This is a genomic window from Ruegeria sp. YTSC002 (assembly GCF_059609845.1).
Map to the genome: position 1 here is coordinate 64,410 of NZ_JBXWML010000003.1, position 22,019 is coordinate 86,428.

General features: G+C 61.1%; 20 protein-coding genes. 11 read left to right on the forward strand and 9 right to left on the reverse strand.

The genetic code is table 11. The features are described 5' to 3' along the window. The first annotated feature begins 11 nt into the window (after positions 1-11). Complete coding sequence (locus tag AC2FFD_RS07925) at positions 12-470, forward strand: NUDIX hydrolase (protein WP_170345048.1); 459 nt, start codon at positions 12-14, stop codon at positions 468-470. An 89-nt stretch (positions 471-559) separates the two neighbouring features. Then, entirely contained in the window at positions 560-2,035 is a 1,476-nt protein-coding gene (locus tag AC2FFD_RS07930; RefSeq protein ID WP_496872783.1) for an inorganic phosphate transporter, read from the forward strand. 9 nt (positions 2,036-2,044) lie between these two features. On the opposite strand, the gene AC2FFD_RS07935 is transcribed toward AC2FFD_RS07930, so the two are convergent. From AC2FFD_RS07935 to AC2FFD_RS07945, 3 genes are all read right to left on the reverse strand, one after another. Next, positions 2,045-3,019: a 2-dehydropantoate 2-reductase gene (locus AC2FFD_RS07935; RefSeq protein WP_496872784.1), complete on the reverse strand. Its 975-nt coding sequence runs from the start codon at positions 3,017-3,019 to the stop codon at positions 2,045-2,047. A 79-nt stretch (positions 3,020-3,098) separates the two neighbouring features. Beyond that, positions 3,099-4,061: a pirin family protein gene (locus AC2FFD_RS07940; RefSeq protein ID WP_496872785.1), complete on the reverse strand. Its 963-nt coding sequence runs from the start codon at positions 4,059-4,061 to the stop codon at positions 3,099-3,101. 120 nt (positions 4,062-4,181) lie between these two features. After that, the gene (locus AC2FFD_RS07945) at positions 4,182-5,015 is read right to left on the reverse strand and encodes a phytanoyl-CoA dioxygenase family protein (RefSeq protein WP_496872786.1); all 834 of its coding nucleotides are present in this window, start codon (positions 5,013-5,015) and stop codon (positions 4,182-4,184) included. A gap of 215 nt (positions 5,016-5,230) precedes the next feature. On the opposite strand from AC2FFD_RS07945, the gene AC2FFD_RS07950 reads away from it, so the two are divergent. Both AC2FFD_RS07950 and AC2FFD_RS07955 read left to right on the forward strand, forming a co-directional pair. Further along, complete coding sequence (locus AC2FFD_RS07950) at positions 5,231-5,719, forward strand: peptidase associated/transthyretin-like domain-containing protein (RefSeq protein WP_480685403.1); 489 nt, start codon at positions 5,231-5,233, stop codon at positions 5,717-5,719. Between the two features lie 5 nt (positions 5,720-5,724). Beyond that, positions 5,725-6,324 carry a ferric reductase-like transmembrane domain-containing protein gene (locus tag AC2FFD_RS07955; RefSeq protein WP_438826500.1) on the forward strand — a complete coding sequence of 200 codons (600 nt, stop codon included), beginning with the start codon at positions 5,725-5,727 and terminating at the stop codon, positions 6,322-6,324. Here the strand turns inward: AC2FFD_RS07955 and argF are convergent. Both argF and AC2FFD_RS07965 read right to left on the reverse strand, forming a co-directional pair. Beyond that, positions 6,321-7,247 (reverse strand): ornithine carbamoyltransferase, encoded by a 927-nt coding sequence (gene argF, locus AC2FFD_RS07960; protein WP_257600254.1) that lies wholly within the window; start codon positions 7,245-7,247, stop codon positions 6,321-6,323. The genes AC2FFD_RS07955 and argF overlap by 4 nt on opposite strands. A gap of 76 nt (positions 7,248-7,323) precedes the next feature. After that, entirely contained in the window at positions 7,324-8,511 is a 1,188-nt protein-coding gene (locus AC2FFD_RS07965) for an aspartate aminotransferase family protein (protein WP_496872787.1), read from the reverse strand. 273 nt (positions 8,512-8,784) lie between these two features. Between AC2FFD_RS07965 and AC2FFD_RS07970 the strand changes: the two genes are divergently transcribed. Continuing rightward, complete coding sequence (locus AC2FFD_RS07970) at positions 8,785-9,669, forward strand: DMT family transporter (protein WP_496872929.1); 885 nt, start codon at positions 8,785-8,787, stop codon at positions 9,667-9,669. A 75-nt stretch (positions 9,670-9,744) separates the two neighbouring features. On the opposite strand, the gene AC2FFD_RS07975 is transcribed toward AC2FFD_RS07970, so the two are convergent. After that, positions 9,745-10,548, reverse strand: coding sequence for an ABC transporter permease (locus AC2FFD_RS07975; protein WP_496872788.1), 804 nt, complete (start codon positions 10,546-10,548; stop codon positions 9,745-9,747). A gap of 126 nt (positions 10,549-10,674) precedes the next feature. On the opposite strand from AC2FFD_RS07975, the gene AC2FFD_RS07980 reads away from it, so the two are divergent. Further along, complete coding sequence (locus tag AC2FFD_RS07980) at positions 10,675-11,250, forward strand: GcrA family cell cycle regulator (protein ID WP_170345039.1); 576 nt, start codon at positions 10,675-10,677, stop codon at positions 11,248-11,250. A gap of 9 nt (positions 11,251-11,259) precedes the next feature. Then, positions 11,260-12,114 carry a hypothetical protein gene (locus tag AC2FFD_RS07985; RefSeq protein ID WP_425079760.1) on the forward strand — a complete coding sequence of 285 codons (855 nt, stop codon included), beginning with the start codon at positions 11,260-11,262 and terminating at the stop codon, positions 12,112-12,114. 3 nt (positions 12,115-12,117) lie between these two features. Here the strand turns inward: AC2FFD_RS07985 and AC2FFD_RS07990 are convergent, their stop codons facing one another. Both AC2FFD_RS07990 and AC2FFD_RS07995 read right to left on the reverse strand, forming a co-directional pair. Then, positions 12,118-13,194: a T6SS phospholipase effector Tle1-like catalytic domain-containing protein gene (locus tag AC2FFD_RS07990; RefSeq protein ID WP_170345037.1), complete on the reverse strand. Its 1,077-nt coding sequence runs from the start codon at positions 13,192-13,194 to the stop codon at positions 12,118-12,120. Next, a complete protein-coding gene (locus AC2FFD_RS07995) occupies positions 13,172-15,463 on the reverse strand; it encodes a xanthine dehydrogenase family protein molybdopterin-binding subunit (protein WP_496872789.1) in 2,292 nt (763 codons plus the stop codon). The genes AC2FFD_RS07990 and AC2FFD_RS07995 overlap by 23 nt, the downstream gene beginning before the upstream one ends. 113 nt (positions 15,464-15,576) lie before the next feature. On the opposite strand from AC2FFD_RS07995, the gene AC2FFD_RS08000 reads away from it, so the two are divergent. The 4 genes from AC2FFD_RS08000 (at position 15,577) to AC2FFD_RS08015 (ending at position 21,220) form a co-directional block, all read left to right on the forward strand. Next, positions 15,577-16,305, forward strand: coding sequence for a dienelactone hydrolase family protein (locus AC2FFD_RS08000; RefSeq protein ID WP_170345035.1), 729 nt, complete (start codon positions 15,577-15,579; stop codon positions 16,303-16,305). A gap of 79 nt (positions 16,306-16,384) precedes the next feature. Continuing rightward, positions 16,385-19,546, forward strand: coding sequence for a valine--tRNA ligase (locus AC2FFD_RS08005; protein ID WP_496872790.1), 3,162 nt, complete (start codon positions 16,385-16,387; stop codon positions 19,544-19,546). Positions 19,547-19,684: 138 nt separating this feature from the next. Then, complete coding sequence (locus tag AC2FFD_RS08010) at positions 19,685-20,848, forward strand: benzoate/H(+) symporter BenE family transporter (RefSeq protein WP_496872791.1); 1,164 nt, start codon at positions 19,685-19,687, stop codon at positions 20,846-20,848. A 39-nt stretch (positions 20,849-20,887) separates the two neighbouring features. Continuing rightward, positions 20,888-21,220 (forward strand): DnaJ family domain-containing protein, encoded by a 333-nt coding sequence (locus tag AC2FFD_RS08015; RefSeq protein WP_257600246.1) that lies wholly within the window; start codon positions 20,888-20,890, stop codon positions 21,218-21,220. Here the strand turns inward: AC2FFD_RS08015 and AC2FFD_RS08020 are convergent, their stop codons facing one another. Further along, a complete protein-coding gene (locus AC2FFD_RS08020; RefSeq protein WP_257600245.1) occupies positions 21,221-22,003 on the reverse strand; it encodes a crotonase/enoyl-CoA hydratase family protein in 783 nt (260 codons plus the stop codon). Positions 22,004-22,019 lie beyond the last annotated feature (16 nt).

Here is a 22,019-nt window from a genome sequence, read left to right on the forward strand (position 1 = left end):
CAAAAAAACTGATGAATGCATGGCTGCAAAAAATCTGGGAAGAGGTCGGACGACCGCTGTTCCTGCGTCCCCGACGGGTGCAGTTTGCGGCGTTGTGCACCCGCGTTCATGACGGGCAGGACCAGGTCCTTCTGATCACCAGCCGTGACACCAAACGCTGGATCATCCCGAAAGGCTGGCCCATCGATGGTTTGAGTGGCGCGGAAACAGCCCTTCAGGAGGCCTGGGAAGAGGCCGGGGTACGCGCGGATGCGGTTCACGATGAACCCATCGGTCAGTTCACTTACGACAAGATCCTCAAAGACGGATCAGCGCAACCGGTATTGACCAATGTCTACAGGATTTCGGTACGTGCGCTGGCCGATGACTTTCCCGAGGCCGATCAGCGCGAGCGCAGCTGGTTTTCGCCGGCTGAAGCGGCCACGCTGGTGCAGGAGCCCGAGCTTCAGGCCTTGTTGCGCAAACTGTAAGGAATTCGCAACATTTTGATGGCACCCAGCTTGCCTGAGCAGCCGGATACCGTTAGTGGCGCACGATCCCTCAACATTTGACCAAGTTCATGTCTGACACGAATCCGAAACCACGCTGGCAAACGTTGGACAGCGACCTGCACCGAATTTCGCGGGTCGAGACCGCCAACATCCATGTCGCGCGCCACCTGCTGGCACCGGGGGTCGCGCTGGCCTTCATGGCGCTGGCCGGGCTGACGGCGGTGGTCCTGTTCGGTCGGGCGGATGGCAGCCATATCGTGGTCGCGGCGGCCGCGTTCGGGGCCTATATGGCGATCAATGTCGGTGCCAATGACGTGGCCAACAACATGGGCCCCGCGGTCGGCGCGAATGTGCTTACCATGGGCGGCGCCATCGTGATTGCCGCCATTGCCGAAAGCGCAGGCGCTTTGCTTGCAGGGGGTGATGTGGTCTCGACCATCTCCAAGGAGATCATCGATCCGGCCTCGGTGCAAAACAGCGAGGTGTTCATCTGGGCCATGATGGCGGCGCTGATATCGTCAGCCATGTGGGTCAACCTGGCAACCTGGATCGGCGCCCCTGTGTCCACCACGCATTCAGTCGTGGGTGGGGTCATGGGTGCAGGCATTGCCGCAGCGGGCCTGAGCGCGGTGAGCTGGGGCACAATGAGCGCAATTGCAGCCAGCTGGGTGATTTCGCCGATACTCGGGGGTGCGGTTGCGGCGGCATTTCTGGCGCTGATCAGGTCGAAGATCCAGCATCAGGACGACAAGATTGCCGCCGCGCGCAAATGGGTGCCCATCCTTTTGGCGGTGATGGCAGGGGCCTTTGCCACGTATATGTCCGTCAAAGGGCTGAAGCGGATCGTGACAATCGACCCCAAGATGGCTTTGCTGATCGGGTTGGGTGTGGGGCTGCTGACCTGGTCCGTGACCGTCCCGTGGGTCAAACGCAAATCAGAAAGAATGGAAAACCGGACCCGGTCGCTGAAAACGCTGTTTGGCCTGCCGCTTGTGATCTCGGCCACGTTCCTGAGTTTCGCCCACGGCGCAAATGACGTGGCCAATGCGGTCGGCCCGTTGGCCGCGATTGTTCACGCGGCTGAATTCGAAGAGTTCGCCGCAACGGTTTCCATCCCGCTTTGGGTGATGATCATCGGAGCGTTCGGGATTTCCTTCGGTCTGTTCCTGTTCGGCCCCAGGCTGATCCGGATGGTGGGCCACCAGATCACCAAGCTGAACCCGATACGCGCCTTTTGCGTCGCCCTGTCGGCGGCGATCACCGTGATTCTGGCCAGTTGGCTGGGCCTGCCGGTCAGTTCGACCCATATTGCCGTTGGTGCAGTCTTTGGCGTCGGCTTCTACCGCGAGTGGGATGCTGAGCGCCGGCGCAAACAGGGAAAGATTCAGCGCACAGCGCAACACCTTGCCCCGGAAGAATACCGCCGTCGCAAGCTGGTACGACGGTCGCATTTCATGACCATCGTGGCCGCATGGATTGTCACCGTGCCCGCCGCCGCAACCATGTCGGCCATCATTTACTGGGTGCTGACCGCATTCGCCTGAGCGATGACGTCATAGCCTGATCTGTTCCGGCGACAACGGGTGATCGGGTGCATGTTTGATCAGGTCGGACACCTGCGTGCAGATGGGCGTTGGCACTCCGGTTTCGTGACCCATCCGGATGATATGCCCTTGCAGACTGTCAATTTCCGTTTGGCGTTCGGCCATGAGGTCATAGGCCATGGACGTTCGCGCATGCGGGTCGATCGTCAGCATCCGGGCCGCGATCCGGGTGAACAGCGGTGTCGGCAGCCGCAGAATATGCGGGGTCATCCATGCCGGAAGCGGTGTGGTCGAGGCCACTGGATGACCCGCCGCCTTGAGGACAGTCAGCGCCTCGGACATCTGATCCGCCATGAGATTGCGCCAGTCGCGGCTCATCAGCTGATCTACCAGCGCGAGGCCGGACAAAGCATTGAGCGCATTGTTCAGGTTGATCACCAGCTTGCCCCATTGCACGGCCTCGATCTGGTCGCTGGACGCAACGGGAAGGTCCGCGCTGCTCAGCTGCGCGGCCAGATCGCCGGCGCCGCTTTGGATGACGATCTCTCCGGACGTGGCCCGGTGATAGGTGGCGGGGGCCGTTGGCACCACGTTGAACGGAACCATTCCGGCGCGTATGTCGCGCCCGGGAAGGGCATTGCGCAGTGTTGTGGCGGCCTCGATCCCGTTCTGCCAGGACAGGACAGGCACATCCCGGGGTGCAAAGGCACTTATCTGCTCGGCCATATCCGACGTTGCGCCAGATTTGACCGTTACAATGACAAGCTCGGCCCGGCCCAGGCAGGCCGGATCTTCGCTGAGCACGAGCGATTCCGGCGGGACCGTGTAATCAAGGCCGTCAAAATCCGTGGCCGTCAGCCGGCGCTCACGGATCAGGTCCAGCACATGTGCGCGTCCCAACAGGGTCACGGAGTGCCCCGACCGGGCCAGCAAGGCTCCGCAGAAGCAGCCAATGCTGCCTGCGCCTGCAAGGACAAGTTTCATGATACCCCCTCCGGTACACCCGAAAAGGATCACCGCAAACGACCCGTGACACAAGCCCGCTTGCCCCCGACGTCGCGTGCTAGCGGGCCAGCCGGGGTTTGGTGCGCTCAAGCTCTTTGGAAATAGGGATAAATTCCTGATCGTCACCCGGAGGCAGTTGAAATGCACCATTGGCCCAATCGGCGCTTTTCCACTCACGGGTTGCCGTTTCGATCTTTTCCTTCGAAGACGAAACGAAATTCCACCAGATGTAGCGGTCTTCATTCAGGGTCGCTCCGCCCAGCAGCATCAGCCGCGCGCCCAGTGCGCCCGCCGTGACAGACAGCTTGTCCCCGGGCCGGAACACCATCATGCGGCCCTCGTCAAACCTGTCGCCCGCGATTTCGACCGAACCTTGCGTGACATAGACACCGCGGTCTTCGTGGTCGTCAGGCAGAGGGAAGGACGCGCCGGGTTCCAATTGCACATCGAGATAGAAGGTTTCGGACAACATCGTGACCGGGCTGGTCTCACCATAGGCCGACCCCAGGATCAACCGGGCGCTGACGCCCGCATCCTGAAGATGCGGCAGCGCGGCCTGTTTGTGATGTTCGAAATCCGGGGCCATGTCCTCATGCGCTTCGGGCAAGGCGATCCAGGTCTGAATGCCGAACAGGCTGTGTTTCCTGCTTCGGGTCTCGTCGCTGGTGCGTTCTGAATGGGTCACACCACGGCCTGCGACCATCCAGTTGACCTCGCCGGGATAGATCATCTGATGTGTGCCAAGGCTGTCGCGGTGCTCGAACTCGCCCTGATACAGGTAAGTGACCGTGCCCAGACCGATATGCGGGTGGGGGCGCACGTCGATGCCGCCTTCGGTGATGAATTCAGCGGGCCCCATTTGATCGAAAAAGATGAACGGGCCCACCAACTGTCGTTTTATCGAAGGCAGCGCGCGGCGCACCTCGAACCCTCCGAGGTCACGGGCACGCGGGATGATCAACGTGTCCAGCGCCGGATTTTCCGAGATGCAGTCCGGATTGTGTGTCGGGTTCCAACTCATTTCAGCTCTCCCTTCGTTGCAGGTGGCCAGGCCGTCTGCGTTCACTCAGGTAAGAAATAGCCGCGCAAAGCCGCCTATAAAGTGCACGATTGCACAGATGGAGTGCGGCACCGTTCCGATCTAGCGCGGCCAGAGCCGGGGGAAAAAGGGTCCGTCAATCCGATCCCCCTCGCCATAGCCTGCTGCCTCGAACTGCGCGCGCTCGTCCTTGGCCCAGTCGCCGCGATACCGGATGACACCATCAGGCGCCGTCATGCGAAGGGTGAAGCGCCGCACCGTTTCCGACGGCGTGATCGAGGACAGCCCGCCATGCAGCGTTCGCATGTCGAAGAAAATGCAATCCCCAAGCTCCAGATCCCATTGCAGCAAGTCATACGCGCCGGGGTCGGCATTGACATCAGGTGGCGGGTGATAGGTCTGCCCGGCAACTTCGGTGGGTTGATGGCTGGGATGACCATCGGCAAACCGCACCCGCATGAACAGCTTGTCCCACAGGTGTGAGCCCTTCACGAAAGCGATGCCGTTTTCCTTGGTCACGGGTTCCAGCGGCAGCCAAAGGACACACATCGTGCCTTCGAAGTCGAAGTAAGACAGATCCTGATGGAAGGGCGGGCGCGAGGTCGAGCCGGCCTCGCGCAGGAACCAGTTGTCCATGACAAGGTTGATGGATGGCGCCCCCAGCAACCCGGCAGCAAGCGGTGCGCAGGGGGAATTGTGAACGAATTCCTTGAATTGCGGGATCTTGTTCCAGGCCCAGTAGTCTTCGAAATAGCCCGGGGCGTTCGGATCCCTGGTATGACGGGTGAAATTGTCCGTCGGAGTGTCAAGGTCGGCGTCGATACCTGCGCGCAGCAATGACAACCAGTCAGATGAAAACTTCGACCGCAGTACAACAGCCCCATCGCGTTGGAAGGCGGCAATGTCTTCCTGTGTAACCAGATCTGCTGTCGTCATGGAAGGATCATCCCGATGTGTTTTGGTGGCCCCGAGCATCGCACCGCACAGCACGAGAGGTCAAAGAGATTCGTTTCGACGCACGGAATCAAACACAGAACCGTGAGGGTGCAGGTTTCCAACCGCGCACGGCCTCGGATTTTGAAAGAAACATGCTATGTTTCAGTTGGAAGCCGCAGACTGACAAGATTGGATCGCGTATTGGAGGTTTCTCGATGACAGATGCGTTGCTGTCCCGTCGTTCCCTGATCACCCAAGGTGCTGCCATTGTGGCAACCGGGGCCGCGGGACTTTTGGTGCCTGCCCGCGCAGCCGGGCTTGCGCCGACGCCTTCGATGCGGGGCGGATCGAACAACTATCGCCCCGGCGCGCCAATCGTGGACCGGATCGGTGGCGGCGGGTTCTGGATGACCGGCACCGTACGACGGGCAGGCGACGGCGCACCCCTGCCCGGCCAGCGCATTCAGATCTGGGCCCATACCACGGAAGGCCACGAGCGTGACCCGCAAAGCCATGGGGCGACTTTGACGAATGAAAAGGGTGAATTCCGCCTGGAAATGCCGCAGATCGTTCCCGCATTCGGTCAACCGCACGGGCATCTGGCCTATGACAGCGACGCGTTCGAAACCGTGTTCCTGCGGCCTGTGATGTCCAGTTCCAAGGACAAGACGCTGGCTGCGCATTTCGTGTTGCAACCGCTCTGATCCCGGTGATCCCAACCGGTGTCATCTGGGCGACACTGATCGCCGCCCTTGCCGTTCCGCTGATCGCTGCGGCAGGCAGCCCCTACCTTGCATGGCGCGATCCTGTCTACATCCTCGGCGGGTTTGCCGGGATTCTGAGCCTGGATCTGCTGTTGCTGCAACCGCTTCTGGCCGGAAGATACCTTCCGGGATTGTCGGTAATGATGAGCCGCCACCTTCACCGCTGGATCGGCCTGTCCCTGGTGCTGGCGATCGTGGTCCATGTCGCGGGATTGTGGCTTACCAGCCCGCCGGATGTGGTGGATGCATTGTTGTTCGCCTCTCCGACACCGTTCTCGGCCTGGGGCGTCATTGCCATGTGGACAGCTTTCGGGGCGGCCCTGATGGGTGTCTTCCGCCAGCACCTGCGCCTGCGATTTCGTCTTTGGCGGCTGAGCCACACCGTGCTGGCCGGGGTGACGATTGTCGGCAGCGTTGTTCACGCCATGCTGATCGAGGGCACGATGGAGATCATGACCAAGACGGCGCTCTGCGCACTGGTCCTGCTGGCGAGCGCAAGCGCACTCGCCAAGCTGAAGGTGTGGGAGATCCGTCGGCGTCCTTAAACGCCCAGACACCAGCGCATGACCGCCTTCTGCGCGTGCAGGCGGTTTTCGGCCTCATCGAAAATGACCGAGTTCGGTCCGTCCATAACCTCGGAGGTCGCTTCTTCCTCGCGGTGGGCCGGCAGGCAATGCATGAACAGCGCATCCGGTTTGGCATGCGACATGAGTTCAGCGTTGACCTGATAGGGACGCAGCATGTTGTGGCGGCGTTCCTTGGCCGACTGGGAATCATGCATCGAAACCCAGGTGTCCGCGACGACGAGGTCGGCGCCTTCCACCGCTTTGTGCGGATCCCTTTCGATCACGATTTTCGACCCTTTCTGGCGGGCAAACCCTATGAACTCTTCTTCCGGGTCAAGCTGAGCGGGGCCGGTGAAGGTCAGATCGAAGCCGAATTGACCGGCGGCGTGCAGGAAGGAGGCGCAGACATTGTTGCCGTCGCCGGTCCAGACCACCTTTTTGCCGGCGATGGGGCCGCGGTGTTCCTCGAATGTCAGAACATCAGCCATGATCTGGCAAGGATGGGTGCGGTCGGTCAGGCCGTTGATCACCGGCACGTCCGAATATTCGGCCATTTCGGTCAGGATGGTTTCATCAAAGGTGCGGATCATGATCATGTCGACATAGCGCGACAGCACGCGGGCGGTGTCGGCGATGGTTTCTCCGTGACCCAACTGCATGTCCTTGCCGGACAGCACCATGGTTTGCCCGCCCATCTGGCGCACGCCCACATCGAAAGACACGCGCGTCCGCGTCGAGGGCTTTTCGAAGATCAGCGCGACCATGCGGCCCGCCAACGGCTGTTCGTCGTCGGGCGCGGCCTTGGGGCGGCCCAACCGGGCCTGTTTCATCGCTCCGGCCTGGTCGATCATGGACCGCAGCGCGGCGGCATCGGTTTTGTGGATGTCGAGAAAATGATTCATGTCGGTTCGTTTCCTGGCTGTCGGTTGCCGGGGGCGCTGCCCCCGGACCCCCGGAGTATTTGGGAAAAGATGAAGATCAGGCGGTTTGGAGCTGGGTCTCGATCTGCTGAGCAGCCTTGTCGAGACGGATCATGGCCTGAGCGATATCGTCCTCGGTCAGGGTCAGCGGCGGCAGCAGACGGATCACGTTGTCGGCGGCGGGAACGGTGATAACTTCGTTGTCATACCCTACGTTGACCACGTCGATATTTGTCGGCTTGCATTTCAGGCCCAGCATCAGGCCCGATCCGCGGACCTCTTCGAACACGTCGGGATGATCGGCGACGAGGCCTTCGAGTTTCTGGCGCAAGAGGCCCGCCTTGCGGTTGACGCCTTCGAGAAAGGCCGGAGTTGCGACCTGGTCGATCACCGCGCAGCCCACCGCGCAGCCCAGCGGGTTGCCACCATATGTCGAGCCGTGGGTGCCTGCGGTCATACCGGATGCCGCGTCTTCTGTCGCCAGCACCGCCCCCAGCGGGAAGCCCCCGCCGATGCCCTTGGCGACCATCATGATATCAGGGGTGATCCCTGCCCACTCATGCGCGAACAGCTTGCCGGTGCGGCCAACGCCGCATTGGACTTCATCAAGGATCAGAAGCAGCCCGTTGTCGTCGCAGATCTGACGCAGCGCCTTGAGTTCGGCGTCGGGGACCGGGCGAATACCGCCCTCGCCTTGGATGGGCTCGATCAGGATCGCGGCGGTCTCATCGGTGATGGCGTCGGTCACGCCATCGAGATCGCCGAAGGCCACATGCACGAAACCCGGCAGAAGCGGGCCGAAGCCCTTGGTCATTTTCTCGGACCCGGCAGCCGCGATACCGGCTGACGACCGGCCGTGGAAGGAACCGTCGAAGGTGATGATCTCAACCCGCTCGGGCTGACCTTTGTCATAGAAATACTTGCGGGCCATTTTCACGGCCAGTTCGCAGGATTCCGTGCCGGAGTTCGTGAAGAAAACCGTATCGGCAAAACTGTGTTCCACCAGCTTGTCAGCCAACGCCTGTTGCTGAGGAATGTTGTACAGGTTCGAAACATGCCACAGCGCATGGGCCTGGTCAGTCAGCGCGGCCACCAAGGCCGGATGGGCGTGGCCCAGCGCGTTCACCGCGATCCCTGCGCCGAGGTCCAGAAAACGTCGGCCATCCGCCTCGGTCAGCCAGGCGCCTTCGCCCTTCACGAATGTCAGGGGCGCACGGTTGTAGGTCGGCAGAACGGACGGGATCATGGGATCATCCTTTTCAGGTGGTATGAGCCTCGTGAGTGATACACGAAGGCCCGGTTCGTCAACAATTTTGGTGAGGTCTGTGCCGATTTGCCGGGCACACGAGATCAAACCGGCCGGTTACGCAAAGATGCGTCGGCGTCGGAGCAGTTGGATATGCACATGTTTGATCATGGCCGTCCGTATAGCGATGCTTGCGCAGGTTGGGAAGCCGGTATTTTGAAACGATCCAATTTTGCCCTTGCCAACGCCCGCGCAACCGCGCACCGCTTGGCCATGTTCGAACCCAAACACCATAATCCACCGCTTGCGGCCGCGCTTATCTTTGTCGCCACCGCCTTTATCGCGGCAACGACGCTGCTGGCCAAAGCGCTGGGGACGGATGCGTTGGGCCCGCCCTTGCACGCCATGCAGATCAGTCACGGGCGGTTTCTGTTTGCCCTGCTGGCGATCCTGCTGGCGGTCGCAATTCTGCGGCCCCGGCTGGTGCGGCCCCATTGGGGTCTTCACGTCGGGCGGACCAGTTTTGGCTGGGCGGGGGTGACACTGATGTTCGCCTCGGTTGCCTTCATTCCGATGGCGGATGCGACGGCGATATCCTTTCTGAACCCTGTTTTCGGTATGGTGCTGGCCATTCCGCTGCTGCAAGAGCGGGTTGGTCCGTGGCGCTGGCTGGCGGCGGCTGTTGCCTTGACGGGCGCACTGATCCTGCTGCGTCCGACCCCCGCCAGTTTTCAGCCCGCTGCCCTTCTGGCGCTGGCGGCGGCTGCGCTGATCGGGATGGAGCTGATTTTCATCAAGAAACTTTCCGGGCGCGAGCCACCGATGCAGATCCTGCTGATCAACAACGCGATTGGGCTGGTGATCGCCACGATAGCCGTCAGCTTCGTCTTTCAGATGCCGACCCCGCAGCAATGGGCAGCATTGTTGGGGATCGGCGTTCTGATGGCCTGCGCGCAGGCCTGTTTCGTCAACGGCATGGCGCGGGCGGACGCATCGTTTGTGGCCCCGATCAGCTATGCCACGCTGATCTTTGCCGCCCTTTACGACTTTGCGGTCTTTGATGTGATCCCCGACTGGATCAGTCTGGTCGGGTCTGCAACCATCCTGGCCGGCGGGCTGATCCTGGTCTGGCGAGAAGCCGTGCAACGCCGCGCCTGAGAGCCTGCCCAGCACGACGGGAACGGGTGCGCCTGCATTCCGGCCCTTGCAACCGGCCGCGATGGCCGGGCCTCCTTAAGCCTTGAGGCGATATCCGGTGCGCAGCATCAGCCAGGTGATGGCTCCGATCACGAGTGTCGCAAACGTACAGACCGCCATTCCCAGCCACGGAGAGCTGTCGGACACCCCGATCATACCATACCGCAAGCCATCGATCAGATAGAACACCGGGTTCAGATGGGTCAGGCGGTTCAGCAAGGGCGGCAACGCCTCGACCGAGTAGAACGTGCCCGACAGGAAGGCCAGCGGCGTGACGATAAAGTTGGTGATCGCGGCCATCTGGTCGAACTTGTTGGCAAAGATACCCGCAAACAGACCCAAGGCGCCCATGAACGCGCCGCCCAGAACGACAAAGGTCAGCGCGATCAACGGGTGCTGAGGCGCGATGGAGAGCAAGACCAGGAGCGCAATCGAGATCACCAGTGCAATCATCACGCCGCGGGCAATGCCACCCGCGAGATAGCCCAGCAGAATCTCGAGCGGTGACAGCGGTGGCATCAAGGTATCAACGATGTTGCCTTGCACCTTGGCGATCACCATCGAGGACGAGGTATTGGCAAAGGCGTTCTGGATCACCGTCATCATCATGATCCCCGGTGCCAGAAACATCACGAACGGCACGCCCATGACATCTGGCCGGCTGGGTCCGATGGCGATGGTGAAGATCAACAGAAACAACCCCGCCGTAACCAGAGGTGCAAGAACCGTCTGGGTCCAGACGGCCAGAAAGCGCAGGGTTTCGCGCTGCGCCAGCGTGTAAAGGCCCATCCAGTTGACTGCTCCGAAGCGACGCGCGGTCTGATCTGCGGGATTCTGCATGTTTTGCCCTCAAACTGATTCGAAGACAGCTTGTAACTCGGGCAGCAGTGTTTAGAATAGGGGGCTGAGACGAATTCCCAAGGCGGCCCGAATCCGGGGCCGCTTTCCGCTTTTGAAAGGCTAACGATGTCCTGGACAGACGAGCGCGTAGAACTGCTGAAGAAGATGTGGGGCGAAGGCCAGTCGGCCAGCCAGATTGCCAAGGAACTGGGTGGCGTGACCCGCAATGCGGTGATCGGCAAGGTGCACCGCCTGGGCCTGTCCAACCGGACGGCAGGCGCATCCCCGGCCAAGGCGGAACCGAAAGAAAAACCGGCGCCCGCCCCCAAGGCCGAGGCCAAACCCAAACCTGCGCCCAAGACCGAACCGGCGCGTCCGGCCCCGGCCCCGACCGCCGAGGCGAAACCGGTCGTTCCGGCCCGCCGTCAGATCATCCCTGCCGGTCAGCCGCTGCCACCGCAGCCGTCGGCCAATGAGATCAGCCCCGAAGCGCTGGCCAAGGTCAACGAGATCGAAAAAAAGGCCAAGAAGCTGACTCTGATGGAATTGACCGAAAAAACCTGCAAGTGGCCCGTAGGCGACCCCGCGACCGAGGATTTCTGGTTCTGCGGCCTTCCGGTTGAGGCGGGCAAGCCCTATTGCGAGGCGCATGTGGGCGTGGCCTTCCAGCCGATGAGCTCGCGCAGGGATCGTCGGCGTTAGAATTCAGCTATGAACGCTGCTTTTAGCAGCGTGACATTTTCTTCTTTCTTGGCTGCCCACCCGTCGCAAGATGAGTGGGCAGTATTTTTTGAACCAAAAGATTTGGTCATTCAGCCCGCCATGAAATACAAGATCCTGTTCTGCGCCTACAGTGTGCTGATTTTCGCGGCGTACATCGAGCCATTTGACCCTTCGATATTCGAGCCGAATGGGCGCGGAAAAACCCTGCCTTTGTTCTTTCAGGCCACATACTTGTACTCATGGCTTGCGCCCGCCATTCCTGCATTCATTGGTGGCCTTGTGCTACTGGGATTGCCTTCAATCCCACGATCTCTCGCCAGATGTATCGCCGTTTTTTCAATCGTTTCCGGCTTGTTACTAACGTTATTTGGGATGGTGCCATCGCTTGGTTCTGACACTCAGATTCTGCACGGTGTCACCCTGACGATAGCCGTCGCCGCAAGCTTTCTCATTTGGTCGGGATCGGGTGGGCAACCACACCCCTCTCGGGCGGCGAAGATTGGTATTTCAATCGGGACAATCGCCGCGCTCTGGTCGTTGTTGACAGTTCCGATGATCCTTGTTCAGGCGCGTTTCATTGCGGATGGCGCGCCCTATTGCATCGCCGAACATTCGAAAAACGCGCCAATCGAGGCAGTACGCGATTTACGGGGTTTCTCATTCTACACGACTGCGACGGGAGACAAATCCACGTCAAAATGGTACTTTCACGGGCTGATGTTAGTAGATCATCCCGATGGGCAACGGGTTTATAACTGGTCTCCAGGAAGATGGCGTTTCGATCCGGTTGAGCGCCCGGATGCAATGATCGAGCCGGTCAGAAATGTCTGCGCCCCAAGCTGACCCCTACTGCGCCGGATGCGATGGTAAATTCGGCATCGCCACCCATCCGGGCAGTTCGTCCGGCGAAACGGAAACATGCAGGCGTTCTGACGGGTCCTGCCCGACCTTGCGGTGCTTTCGCAGCAGGAAAATCTTGCCCCAGCCGCGCCATGTGCCAACCGACGGCGCATGGGGATCAATGGGAAACCGATCGCGCCAGCCGTCGGGCAAAGGCAGACCGTGCAATTCCGCCTTGTCCAGCATCCAGATCAGGGAAATGTTGCTCAGCGGCCGCGCCTCTTCGTAGCCGTTCAATTGGCCACCTATATCGCCGTGGGTTCCGCGGAACCAGACCTGTTCCACATGACCCTTGAACTCGGGCGTGCAGGTCCACAGAACTGGTTCGAACACTTCGCGCGTCTCATCCAGCGCCATGGCGTGATACCCATGACGGGTGGCCGGGCCCAGCTCATGGTTGTGAAAGGCGTGCTTATCCTCGGCCCAGCGCCACAGCAGCGGCAGACGCAATCCCAGCGCCTTGACCGTGTCCCAGACGCCGATCATCTCGATCTCGACCCCTTCGTGGCAGAAACGTCGGCGGAACTCGCTGGCGGCGATGCCGTCTGGATTGCATTCATAGTGGCGGTACGCTTGCAGTATGTTTCGTTCGGTGGCGTGTTCCGCCTTGAGCAGGCCGATCATGTCGATCACGCCGGCCAGACTGCGCACGCCATAGGCACCGCGCGAATAACCGATGAAAAAGATCTTGTCGCCCGGCTTGTAGCGGGACGCCAAATACCCATAGGCGCGGCGGATCTGGCGGTTGATGCCCCGGCCCATCATCACGTCCAGCGAGGACTTCCAGCTTTCCCACTGCACGCCTGCCTCGTAGAACACCGAAACCTTGCTGCCCATCTCACAGCACAGGCGAAATGTCTGACCGGCATGAGTTTCAAATCCGGGCTCGAGGGTGGACATGGTGCCATCAAGGATGATGACATGGCTGATCGGTTCGCGGTGCCGCGTCTCGGCGGAATGCTCGGACCGCAAAGGCCGCCCGAGCCATCCCAGAACCTTTCTACTCAGCCGCGACAGATTCATGCGTCAGCAATTCCCATACTCTTTGAGGTGTGAAAGGCATGTCCGCCTGCCGCACCCCGTGATCCCAGAGCGCATCCTGAACCGCGTTTGCCACAGCGGCCAGCGCGCCCACGGTGCCAGCCTCGCCACACCCTTTCATCCCCATCGGGTTTGAAGTTGACGGGACCGGCGCCGAGGTAAACTTAATCATGGGTATGTCGGTTGCACGGGGCAAGGCGTAATCCATAAACGAAGCCGTGAGCAGTTGCCCATGTGCATCGTGCACGACATGTTCGGCCAGGGCCTGCCCGATTCCCTGCACCACCCCGCCATGCACCTGCCCTTCGGCCAGCATCGGATTGATAAGATTGCCAAAATCGTCAACCACGGTGTAGCGGTCCACCCAGGTTTCGCCGGTGTAGGAATCGATCACGACTTCGGCAACATGCGCGCCGTTCGGGTAGCTGCGCGCATCCAGGTTGGCGCGGGCCTCATGTTGCAGCAGATCCGTTCGACCATCGGCACGCGCCATCTCGGCGGCTTCGGTCAGGGTCGGCGTCAGGTTGGAGCCCGGCGCGCGGAATGTCTCGTGGTCAAAACTCACATCACTTTCCTCGACCCCCATCTTATCCGCAAGATAAGGCGTGAATGCGGCGATCATTTTGTCAATCGTGACCAGGGTGGCGGTGCTTTGCACAGTGACCGAGCGGGACCCGCCAGTGCCGCCGCCATGGGCAAGCCGGTCGGTATCGCCCTGTATGACGGTGATCTTGTCCATGGGGATCCCCGTCTGATCCGACAGGAACTGGGCGTACACCGTCTCATGTCCCTGCCCGTTCGATTGTGTGCCGACGTAAAGGTTCACCGTGCCATCCTCGCAAAACGCGACCTTCGCGTTTTCGGAAGGGTCCCCCAAAATGCTTTCGATATAGTAACAGAGACCCTGCCCCCGGATCAGCCCGCGTTCGGCATCCGCGGCCTTGCGGGCCTCGAACCCGGTAGTCTGGTCAGCCGCACGGGTGAGCACCATGTCGAAATCACCGACATCAAACGTCTCGCCGGTGGAGGAGGTGTAGGGGAAATCGCCGGGACGGATGAAATTCCTGCGCCGCAGCTCCCACGGGTCGACGCCCAGTTCACGCGCGGCGCGATCCATCGCGCGTTCAAGCACGTAAATCGCCTCGGGCCGACCTGCACCGCGATATGCGTCGACCTGCGTCGTGTTCGTATAGAAGCCTTCGACCCGCAGATAAGTGGTCTGGACGTCATAGACACCCATCAGCACTTTGCTGAACAGGCTGGTCTGGATCGCCTGACCGAAGTGGCTGTTGTATGCGCCAAGGTTCACCTTGCTGTGGACGCGATAGGCGGTGATCTTGTGATCGGCGTCAAAGGCCAGCTCGGCCAGCGAGGTCAGATCGCGGCCATGATGGTCGGACAGCATCGCCTCGGACCGGTCGGACATCCAGTGTACCGGCCGACCCAGCTTCATCGCCGCCACGGAGACGCAGAAATATTCAGGGTATGGCATCACTTTCATACCGAACCCGCCACCGACATCCGGGGTCGTGACGCGTATGTCTTCCGCATCCAGTTTCAGCTTTTGGGCCAGTTGGGCCTTCATCGCCCAGACGCCCTGACCTCCGTAAGAGAAATGCAGACGCCCCTCGGACCAATCGGCCTGGCAGCCACGCGGTTCAAGCGAACTGATGATGACCCTGTTGTCGACGACGTTCAGCGACACGGTATGAGCGGCGGCCTGAAAGGCAGCCTCGGTCGCGGTTTCGTCGCCCAATCCCCAATCAAAAGCACGGTTCTCGGGCGCTTCCGCGTGCAGGGTCTCGCCCCCTGCATCGACGTCCAGTTTGGCCGGGCGTTCTTCTGTATCCATCCAGATCAACTCGACCGCGTCCTGCGCCTGCGTCAACGTATCCGTAATGACAACCGCCACCGGCTCGCCCACGAAACGCACGCGATCCTTGGCCAGCATGTGCCGGTCCGGCGCAGCCGCCTGGGACCCATCGCGGTTTTGCAGGACGGCCGCATTCAGCACCGTGTCGATGCCTGATGCGGCCAGGTCCTCCAGCGTCATGACCAGCCGAACGCCGTCGGCATTCCGCGCGGCCTCGACATCCAGAGACGTGATGTCACCATGCGCCACCGGGCTGCGGTAGAAAGCGGCAAACAAAGCGTTCCCGGGCACCGCATCATCCATGTAACGCCCCTGCCCGGTCAGGAACCGTTGATCCTCGGTCCGTTTCACCGGCTGGCTTCTGCCGAACTTTTCCATGGGTGGCCCTCCTGCGCGATACCATGGGCGAGCCTAGCCCGCGACCCGGCGATGTCCAGCGGGGTTCACCGAAATTCGTTTGCGCGCAAAGGATGTTCGGATAGCCTTGGGCCATGAGCTGGGCGCATGATACCGTTTTTCCCTTCTCTGCCCCGATGACCAGCGGGCAGACGACCACACATGACGTTTATGTCGGCGGTGAAGGCCCACCGATCCTGATCCTTCAGGAACTGCCAGGGATCGGGCCAGAAACGCTGGCGTTGTCCGCAAAGCTCAATGCATCCGGCTTTCGCGTCTACCTGCCTCATTTGTTTGGAACCTATGGCAGGGTTGAAATGGCAAAGAACATGGCCCGGTTGTTCTGCGTACGGCGCGAGTTCAGCATTTTCGCCCGCGGCAGGCAGAGCCCCATTGCAGGATGGATGCGCGCCCTGACCCGTGAAATCAAGCAGCGCGAAAACAGCGCCGGTGTGGGCGTCATCGGCATGTGCCTGACCGGCAGTTTCGCCCTTACCCTCATGGCCGAAGACGCCGTTCTGGGCGGGGTAGCCAGCCAACCTGCGCTGCCGATCCTCGGGGGCCGCCATCTGCACATGAGCGCTGAAGACATCGGCGCGGCCTCTGCGGGTATGGCCGCGAAAGGCCCCGGCCTGGCGATGCGGTATTCAGAAGACAGGCTTGCCCCCAAGAAACTGATACGGGCGCTTGAACAGGCGTTCGGCGATCTGCTGGAAACGGTCGAATATCCCGGCAAGGATCATTCGCTGTTGACGCTGGATTTCCACGAACCCGCCTATCAACGCGTTGACGCCTATTTCAAGGCGCGCTTTGGCATGGCTTAGGCGCACTAGGCCTTCCCCTTGCCGCGCGCATTCGCTATTGCAGGCGCTGACCCGAATTTGTTGACGCAGGACGCATCACATGGCGATGGAAAAGACATTCAACGCGGCCGAGGCCGAGGCCCGCATTTATGAGGCCTGGGAACAGGCCGGAGCCTTCAAGGCAGGCGCGAACAAATCGCGCGACGAGAGCTTTTGCATCATGATCCCGCCGCCGAACGTGACCGGTGCGCTGCATGTGGGCCATGCGTTCAACAACACTCTACAGGACATCCTGATACGCTGGCACCGGATGCGTGGCTTTGACACGTTGTGGCAGCCCGGGCAGGACCACGCCGGCATCGCAACCCAGATGCAGGTCGAGAAGATGCTGGCCGCCACCCAACAACCCAGCCGCAACGAATTGGGCCGCGAAAAGTTTCTGGAGAAAGTCTGGGAATGGAAGGGTGAATACGGCGGCACCATCATCGAGCAGCTGAAGCGCCTCGGCTCTTCCTGTGACTGGTCGCGCAACGCATTTACCATGGCCGGTGCGGCGGGCGATCCGCGCACGGGCCACGAAAACAGCCCCAACTTCCACGACGCGGTGATCAAGGTTTTTGTCGACATGTACGACAAAGGCCTGATCTACCGCGGCAAGCGGCTGGTCAACTGGGATCCGCATTTCGAAACCGCGATATCGGACCTCGAGGTCGAGAATATCGAAGTCGCCGGCCATATGTGGCACTTCAAATACCCTTTGGCAGGCGGTGAGACATATGAGTATTTGGAAAAAGATGAAGATGGGAATGTGATCTTCCGCGAGGAGCGTGATTATATTTCGATCGCCACGACCCGCCCCGAAACCATGCTGGGCGACGGCGCGGTTGCGGTGCACCCCACGGACGAACGCTATGCGCCGATCGTCGGCAAGCTGTGCGAAATCCCGGTTGGTCCGAAAGAGCATCGCCGCCAGATCCCGATCATCACCGATGACTACCCCGATCCGAATTTCGGCTCGGGCGCGGTGAAGATCACCGGCGCGCATGACTTCAACGACAACATGGTCGCCAAACGCGGCGGTATTCCGATGTATCGCCTGATGGACACCAAGGGCGCGATGCGGGCCGATGGAGCCCCTTACGCAGACGAGGCAGGCAAGGCACAGGAATACGCGCGCGGCCGCGCCTTCACCGAGAACGAAATCGACGCGATCAATCTGGTGCCGGATCATCTGCGCGGCCTCGACCGGTTCGAAGCGCGGGCCAAGGTGGTGGAAGAGATCACGGCTGACGGTCTGGCCGTGATGACCCGCGCGGATGATCCGCGTCTGGGCTCGACCGCTTTGAAGCCGGATCAGGAAGGGGCCGACAAATTGGTGCCGCTGGTCGAGAGCAAACCGATCATGCAGCCCTTCGGCGACCGGTCGAAGGTGGTGATCGAGCCGATGTTCACCGATCAGTGGTTCGTGGATGCCGAAAAGGTCGTCGGCCCCGCGCTGGACGCGGTCAAGGACGGCACGGTCAAGATCATCCCCGAGTCGGGCGAGAAGACCTATTACCACTGGCTGGAAAATATCGAGCCCTGGTGCATCAGCCGCCAGCTGTGGTGGGGACATCAGATTCCGGTTTGGTATGGTCTCGACCTGTCCGCGGAAGACTTCATTGACGACGAGAATGATGGCGACCTTGATCTGGTTGAATTGGGCCGGTTGCTGAACGAAGGCGGCATGCTGCACCGCGGCAATGTCATGGAATGTGCCGCGAGCTTTGAGGCCGTTACCGAAAAGTTCCTTGACGACAATGCGGACATTCCCAGCCCTCTGAGCCACGCGACCGTGATCGAAGTCGCCGACAAGCAGGAGGCGATCCATCGGTTCGCCGAAAGCCTGGCGCAGTACGCCGTTGATCAGGATCCGACCAAGCTGGTCTATCCGGTTTGGCGCGACCCGGATGTGCTGGATACCTGGTTCTCCTCCGGCCTCTGGCCCATCGGCACGCTGGGCTGGCCCGAACAGACCGAGGAGTTGCAGCGCTACTTCCCCACCGATGTCCTGATCACCGGTTTTGACATCCTGTTCTTCTGGGTCGCCCGGATGATGATGATGCAATTGGCCGTGGTCGATCAGGTCCCGTTCCACACCGTCTATCTGCACCAGCTCGTCCGCGACGAGAAGGGCAAGAAGATGTCCAAGACCACCGGCAACGTCATCGATCCGCTGGAAATCGTGGACGAGTTCGGCGCCGACGCGCTGCGCTTTACCAACGCTTCGATGGCGGCCATCGGCGGTGTGCTGAAACTGTCGCGCGAGCGGATCACCGGTTATCGCAACTTCGGCACCAAGCTGTGGAACGCCGTCCGCTTTGCCGAAATGAACGAGGTCTTCACCGACGCAGTGCCGCAACTGGACGGGGCAGACCTGAACCCCAAGGCCGCCGTCAACCGCTGGATCATCGGCGAAACCGCCCGCGTGCGCGAAGAGGTCGATGCGGCGCTGGACAGCTATCGCTTCAACGATGCCGCCAACGGGCTCTATGCTTTCGTCTGGGGCAAGGTCTGTGACTGGTACGTGGAACTGTCCAAGCCACTGCTGCAAGGCGACGACGCCGAGGCCCAGGCCGAGACCCGCGCCACCATGCGCTGGGTTCTGGACCAGTGTATGGTCCTGCTGCACCCGATCATGCCCTTCATCACCGAGGAACTGTGGGGCCTGACGGGTAGCCGCGCCAAAATGCTGGTGCATGCCGACTGGCCAACCTATGCCGCCGCCGATCTGGTCGATGCCGACGCGGATCGCGAGATGAACTGGGTGATCTCGGTGATCGAGAACACCCGCTCGGCCCGCGCCCAGATGCGCGTTCCGGCTGGTCTTTATGTGCCGATGCTGGTGACCGAGATCGACGCCCACGGCCAGGCCGCCTGGGACCGAAACGAGGCGCTGATAAAGCGGTTGGCGCGGATCGACAGCCTGACCAAAGCGGATGAACTGCCCAAGGGCACGATCTCGATTGCCGCCCCCGGAGCCTCCTTTGGCCTGCCGCTGGCGGATATCATCGACATCGGCGCGGAAAAGGAACGGCTGGAAAAGGCCAGGGCCAAGCTGGCCAAGGAACTGGGCGGCCTGCGCGGCCGTCTGAACAACCCGAAATTCGTGGCCTCGGCTCCCGCAGAAGTCGTGGAAGAGGCCAAAGCCAACCTCGCCGCCCGCGAAGAGGAAGAAGCGAAACTGAACGAGGCGCTTGCTCGACTGACCGAAATCGCCTGATCTTCATCTTTTTCCAAATACTCAAATCCAGAACCCCGCCGCGACCACAACGGCGGGGTTTTCTTGTGCGCGATGGGACCTTGCCCGACCCTACCCCCGCTTGTTAGCAATCAGCGAACACATATTTCCGAGGCCGTCATGACGCACAAAGCCCCACCGCTCCAGACAGTCTCGACCGGGCTGGTTGTGGCAATCGTCGGCTTCTTCAGCTCTTTCCCGATTGTATTGCAGGGATTGGCGGCGATGGGGGCATCCCCGGCGCAGGCGGCGTCCGGATTGATGATGGCGGCGATCGCCATGGGCCTGACCGCCATCGTGCTGAGCCTGTGGTACCGACAGCCGATCAGCGTGGCCTGGTCCACGCCGGGTGCGGCCCTGCTGGCGGTTTCCGCCACACCCGCATTGGGGTTTGCCGAAGCGACCGGCGCGTTCCTTTGCGCAGGGGCTTTGACTGTGTTGGCCGGGCTCTGGCGACCTTTGGGGCGGTTGGCTGCGGCGATACCGACGACCTTGGCGCAGGCCATGTTGGGGGGCGTGTTGCTGCCGCTCTGTATCCTGCCCTTTCAGGCGGCGGTCGAGATGCCATGGCAAGCCTTGCCTGTGATCCTGACATGGTTCGTCGCCGGCCGGATCAACCGCCTGTTTGCCGTTCCGGCTGCGGTTGTTGCTGCGGCCGTCGTCGTGGTTCTTAACACCGGGGACGCGTCCCTGACACCGACGAAATGGATCGCGGCTCCGGTCTGGACCACGCCCGGCTTCTCTGTGGCTTCGGTCATCGGGATTGCCGTGCCGCTGTTCATCGTCACGATGGCGACCCAGAACATCCCCGGAATCGCGGTGATCCGCAGCTTTGGCTATGCGCCGCAGACAGGCAAGCTGTTCTCGGCCGTAGGCATTTCCAGCATCTTGTCTTCTCCGTTCGGTGCCCCTGCCACCTGCCTTGCGGCGATCACTGCTGCGATGTGTTCCAACGAAGACAGCCATCCAGACCCCGAACAACGCTACTGGTCCGCGGTGATGGGTGGGGTATTCTATTGCCTGTTCGGGGTGTTCGCCGTGGCAATCAACGGGTTCGCAATTCATGCCGATCCACTGTTGATGGGCACGCTGACCGGTGTTGCGCTGATCGGGGTGATGGCCAATGCCACATCCGCCGCGCTGGAAGTTCCGGCCGAACGCGAAGCGGCCATCCTGACCTTTGCCATCACCGCATCCGGCATTACCGCGTTTGGACTCGGCGCGGCTGTCTGGGGTCTGTTGGCGGGTGGCACCGCCTATCTGGTTGCGCAACGCGTCAGATAGCCGGTTTCAACCTCCCTGCGGGTCACGTATGATGGTGGCATGTTTGGTGCACTGGGAAAACTGGTCGAACGCCAGATCAAGAAAGCCCAGGCCGAGGGTCAGTTGCAGGGCCTCGAGGGCGAAGGCCAACCGCTGCCTGACCGGTCATCCGAGGCATTGAGCGATCCGGCCACCGCCGCCGGCCATCGGATCATGGCGCAGGCAGGCGTGTTGCCGGAAGAATTCGCCATCAAAAAGCAGCTCGACACAGAGCGACAGAACTATGCGACCCTGACGGACCCCGCCGAGCGTAAGGCCGCCATGGCTCGTATCGCCGATCTGGAGATGCGCTACAACATGGCCCGCGACGCGCGGCGGTCTTTCATGCGGTGATCATTTGAACACGGGCTTGCGGCCCTGCATCTGCGCCATGACAACTTCCATCTGGTCGGGCTTGCCGATCAATTCCACCTGCTCGGCCGATTCCGCCATCAGAACGTCTGCGCGTGACTGAGTTTCGGCGACTTCGATCAATCGCTTGGCGGCACGGATGGCCGAAGGGCTTTGACCGGCGATGTTTTCGGCAATGGCCAACGCTTCGGTCAACGGGTCATCGGACAGCTGCGTGACAAGGCCCCAATCGGCCGCCTGCGGCGCACCGATCGGGCGGGCCGTATAGGTCAGCAGACGCAATACGTCCGACCGGACCAGACGAGGCAACAGAACCATACCACCCATGTCGGGGATGATGCCCCATTTCATCTCCATCACGGCCAGTTTCGCCTCGGGATGCGCGATACGGATATCCGCGCCCAGCGCGATTTGAAGGCCACCGCCATAGGCCACACCCTGAATTGCGCAGATCACCGGAACCGGAACGCGACGCCAGATCAGGGCAAGTTCCTGCATTTCGTTGGCGTCTTCATGACTGCGGGTCATCAGCCATTCCGTTGGGTCCATATGGGCCATCTTGGCAAAGCTTGCCATGTCGAGCCCGGCGCAAAAGCTTTTGCCTTCACCAGACAGGACCACGGCACGGGCATCCGATGCGGCGACCTCTTGCCCGGCGGACAGAAGCGCCTTGATCATCGCATCATCCAGCGCATTCATCTTGTCGCCTCGGGTCAGAGTGACATGGGCAACGTGGTCTTGATAGGCAACGGATACGCGTGACATGGGGGACCTCCGGTAT

Bases quoted from the DNA above. Each gene is read 5' to 3' on its own strand.
- AC2FFD_RS07925 (WP_170345048.1), top strand. From the start codon at position 12: ATGAATGCATGGCTGCAAAAAATCTGGGAAGAGGTCGGACGACCGCTG.
- AC2FFD_RS07930 (WP_496872783.1), top strand. From the start codon at position 560: ATGTCTGACACGAATCCGAAACCACGCTGGCAAACGTTGGACAGCGAC.
- AC2FFD_RS07935 (WP_496872784.1), bottom strand. From the start codon at position 3,019: ATGAAACTTGTCCTTGCAGGCGCAGGCAGCATTGGCTGCTTCTGCGGA.
- AC2FFD_RS07940 (WP_496872785.1), bottom strand. From the start codon at position 4,061: ATGAGTTGGAACCCGACACACAATCCGGACTGCATCTCGGAAAATCCG.
- AC2FFD_RS07945 (WP_496872786.1), bottom strand. From the start codon at position 5,015: ATGACGACAGCAGATCTGGTTACACAGGAAGACATTGCCGCCTTCCAA.
- AC2FFD_RS07950 (WP_480685403.1), top strand. From the start codon at position 5,231: ATGACAGATGCGTTGCTGTCCCGTCGTTCCCTGATCACCCAAGGTGCT.
- argF (WP_257600254.1), bottom strand. From the start codon at position 7,247: ATGAATCATTTTCTCGACATCCACAAAACCGATGCCGCCGCGCTGCGG.
- AC2FFD_RS07965 (WP_496872787.1), bottom strand. From the start codon at position 8,511: ATGATCCCGTCCGTTCTGCCGACCTACAACCGTGCGCCCCTGACATTC.
- AC2FFD_RS07970 (WP_496872929.1), top strand. From the start codon at position 8,785: ATGTTCGAACCCAAACACCATAATCCACCGCTTGCGGCCGCGCTTATC.
- AC2FFD_RS07975 (WP_496872788.1), bottom strand. From the start codon at position 10,548: ATGCAGAATCCCGCAGATCAGACCGCGCGTCGCTTCGGAGCAGTCAAC.
- AC2FFD_RS07980 (WP_170345039.1), top strand. From the start codon at position 10,675: ATGTCCTGGACAGACGAGCGCGTAGAACTGCTGAAGAAGATGTGGGGC.
- AC2FFD_RS07985 (WP_425079760.1), top strand. From the start codon at position 11,260: ATGAACGCTGCTTTTAGCAGCGTGACATTTTCTTCTTTCTTGGCTGCC.
- AC2FFD_RS07990 (WP_170345037.1), bottom strand. From the start codon at position 13,194: ATGAATCTGTCGCGGCTGAGTAGAAAGGTTCTGGGATGGCTCGGGCGG.
- AC2FFD_RS07995 (WP_496872789.1), bottom strand. From the start codon at position 15,463: ATGGAAAAGTTCGGCAGAAGCCAGCCGGTGAAACGGACCGAGGATCAA.
- AC2FFD_RS08000 (WP_170345035.1), top strand. From the start codon at position 15,577: ATGAGCTGGGCGCATGATACCGTTTTTCCCTTCTCTGCCCCGATGACC.
- AC2FFD_RS08005 (WP_496872790.1), top strand. From the start codon at position 16,385: ATGGCGATGGAAAAGACATTCAACGCGGCCGAGGCCGAGGCCCGCATT.
- AC2FFD_RS08010 (WP_496872791.1), top strand. From the start codon at position 19,685: ATGACGCACAAAGCCCCACCGCTCCAGACAGTCTCGACCGGGCTGGTT.
- AC2FFD_RS08015 (WP_257600246.1), top strand. From the start codon at position 20,888: ATGTTTGGTGCACTGGGAAAACTGGTCGAACGCCAGATCAAGAAAGCC.
- AC2FFD_RS08020 (WP_257600245.1), bottom strand. From the start codon at position 22,003: ATGTCACGCGTATCCGTTGCCTATCAAGACCACGTTGCCCATGTCACT.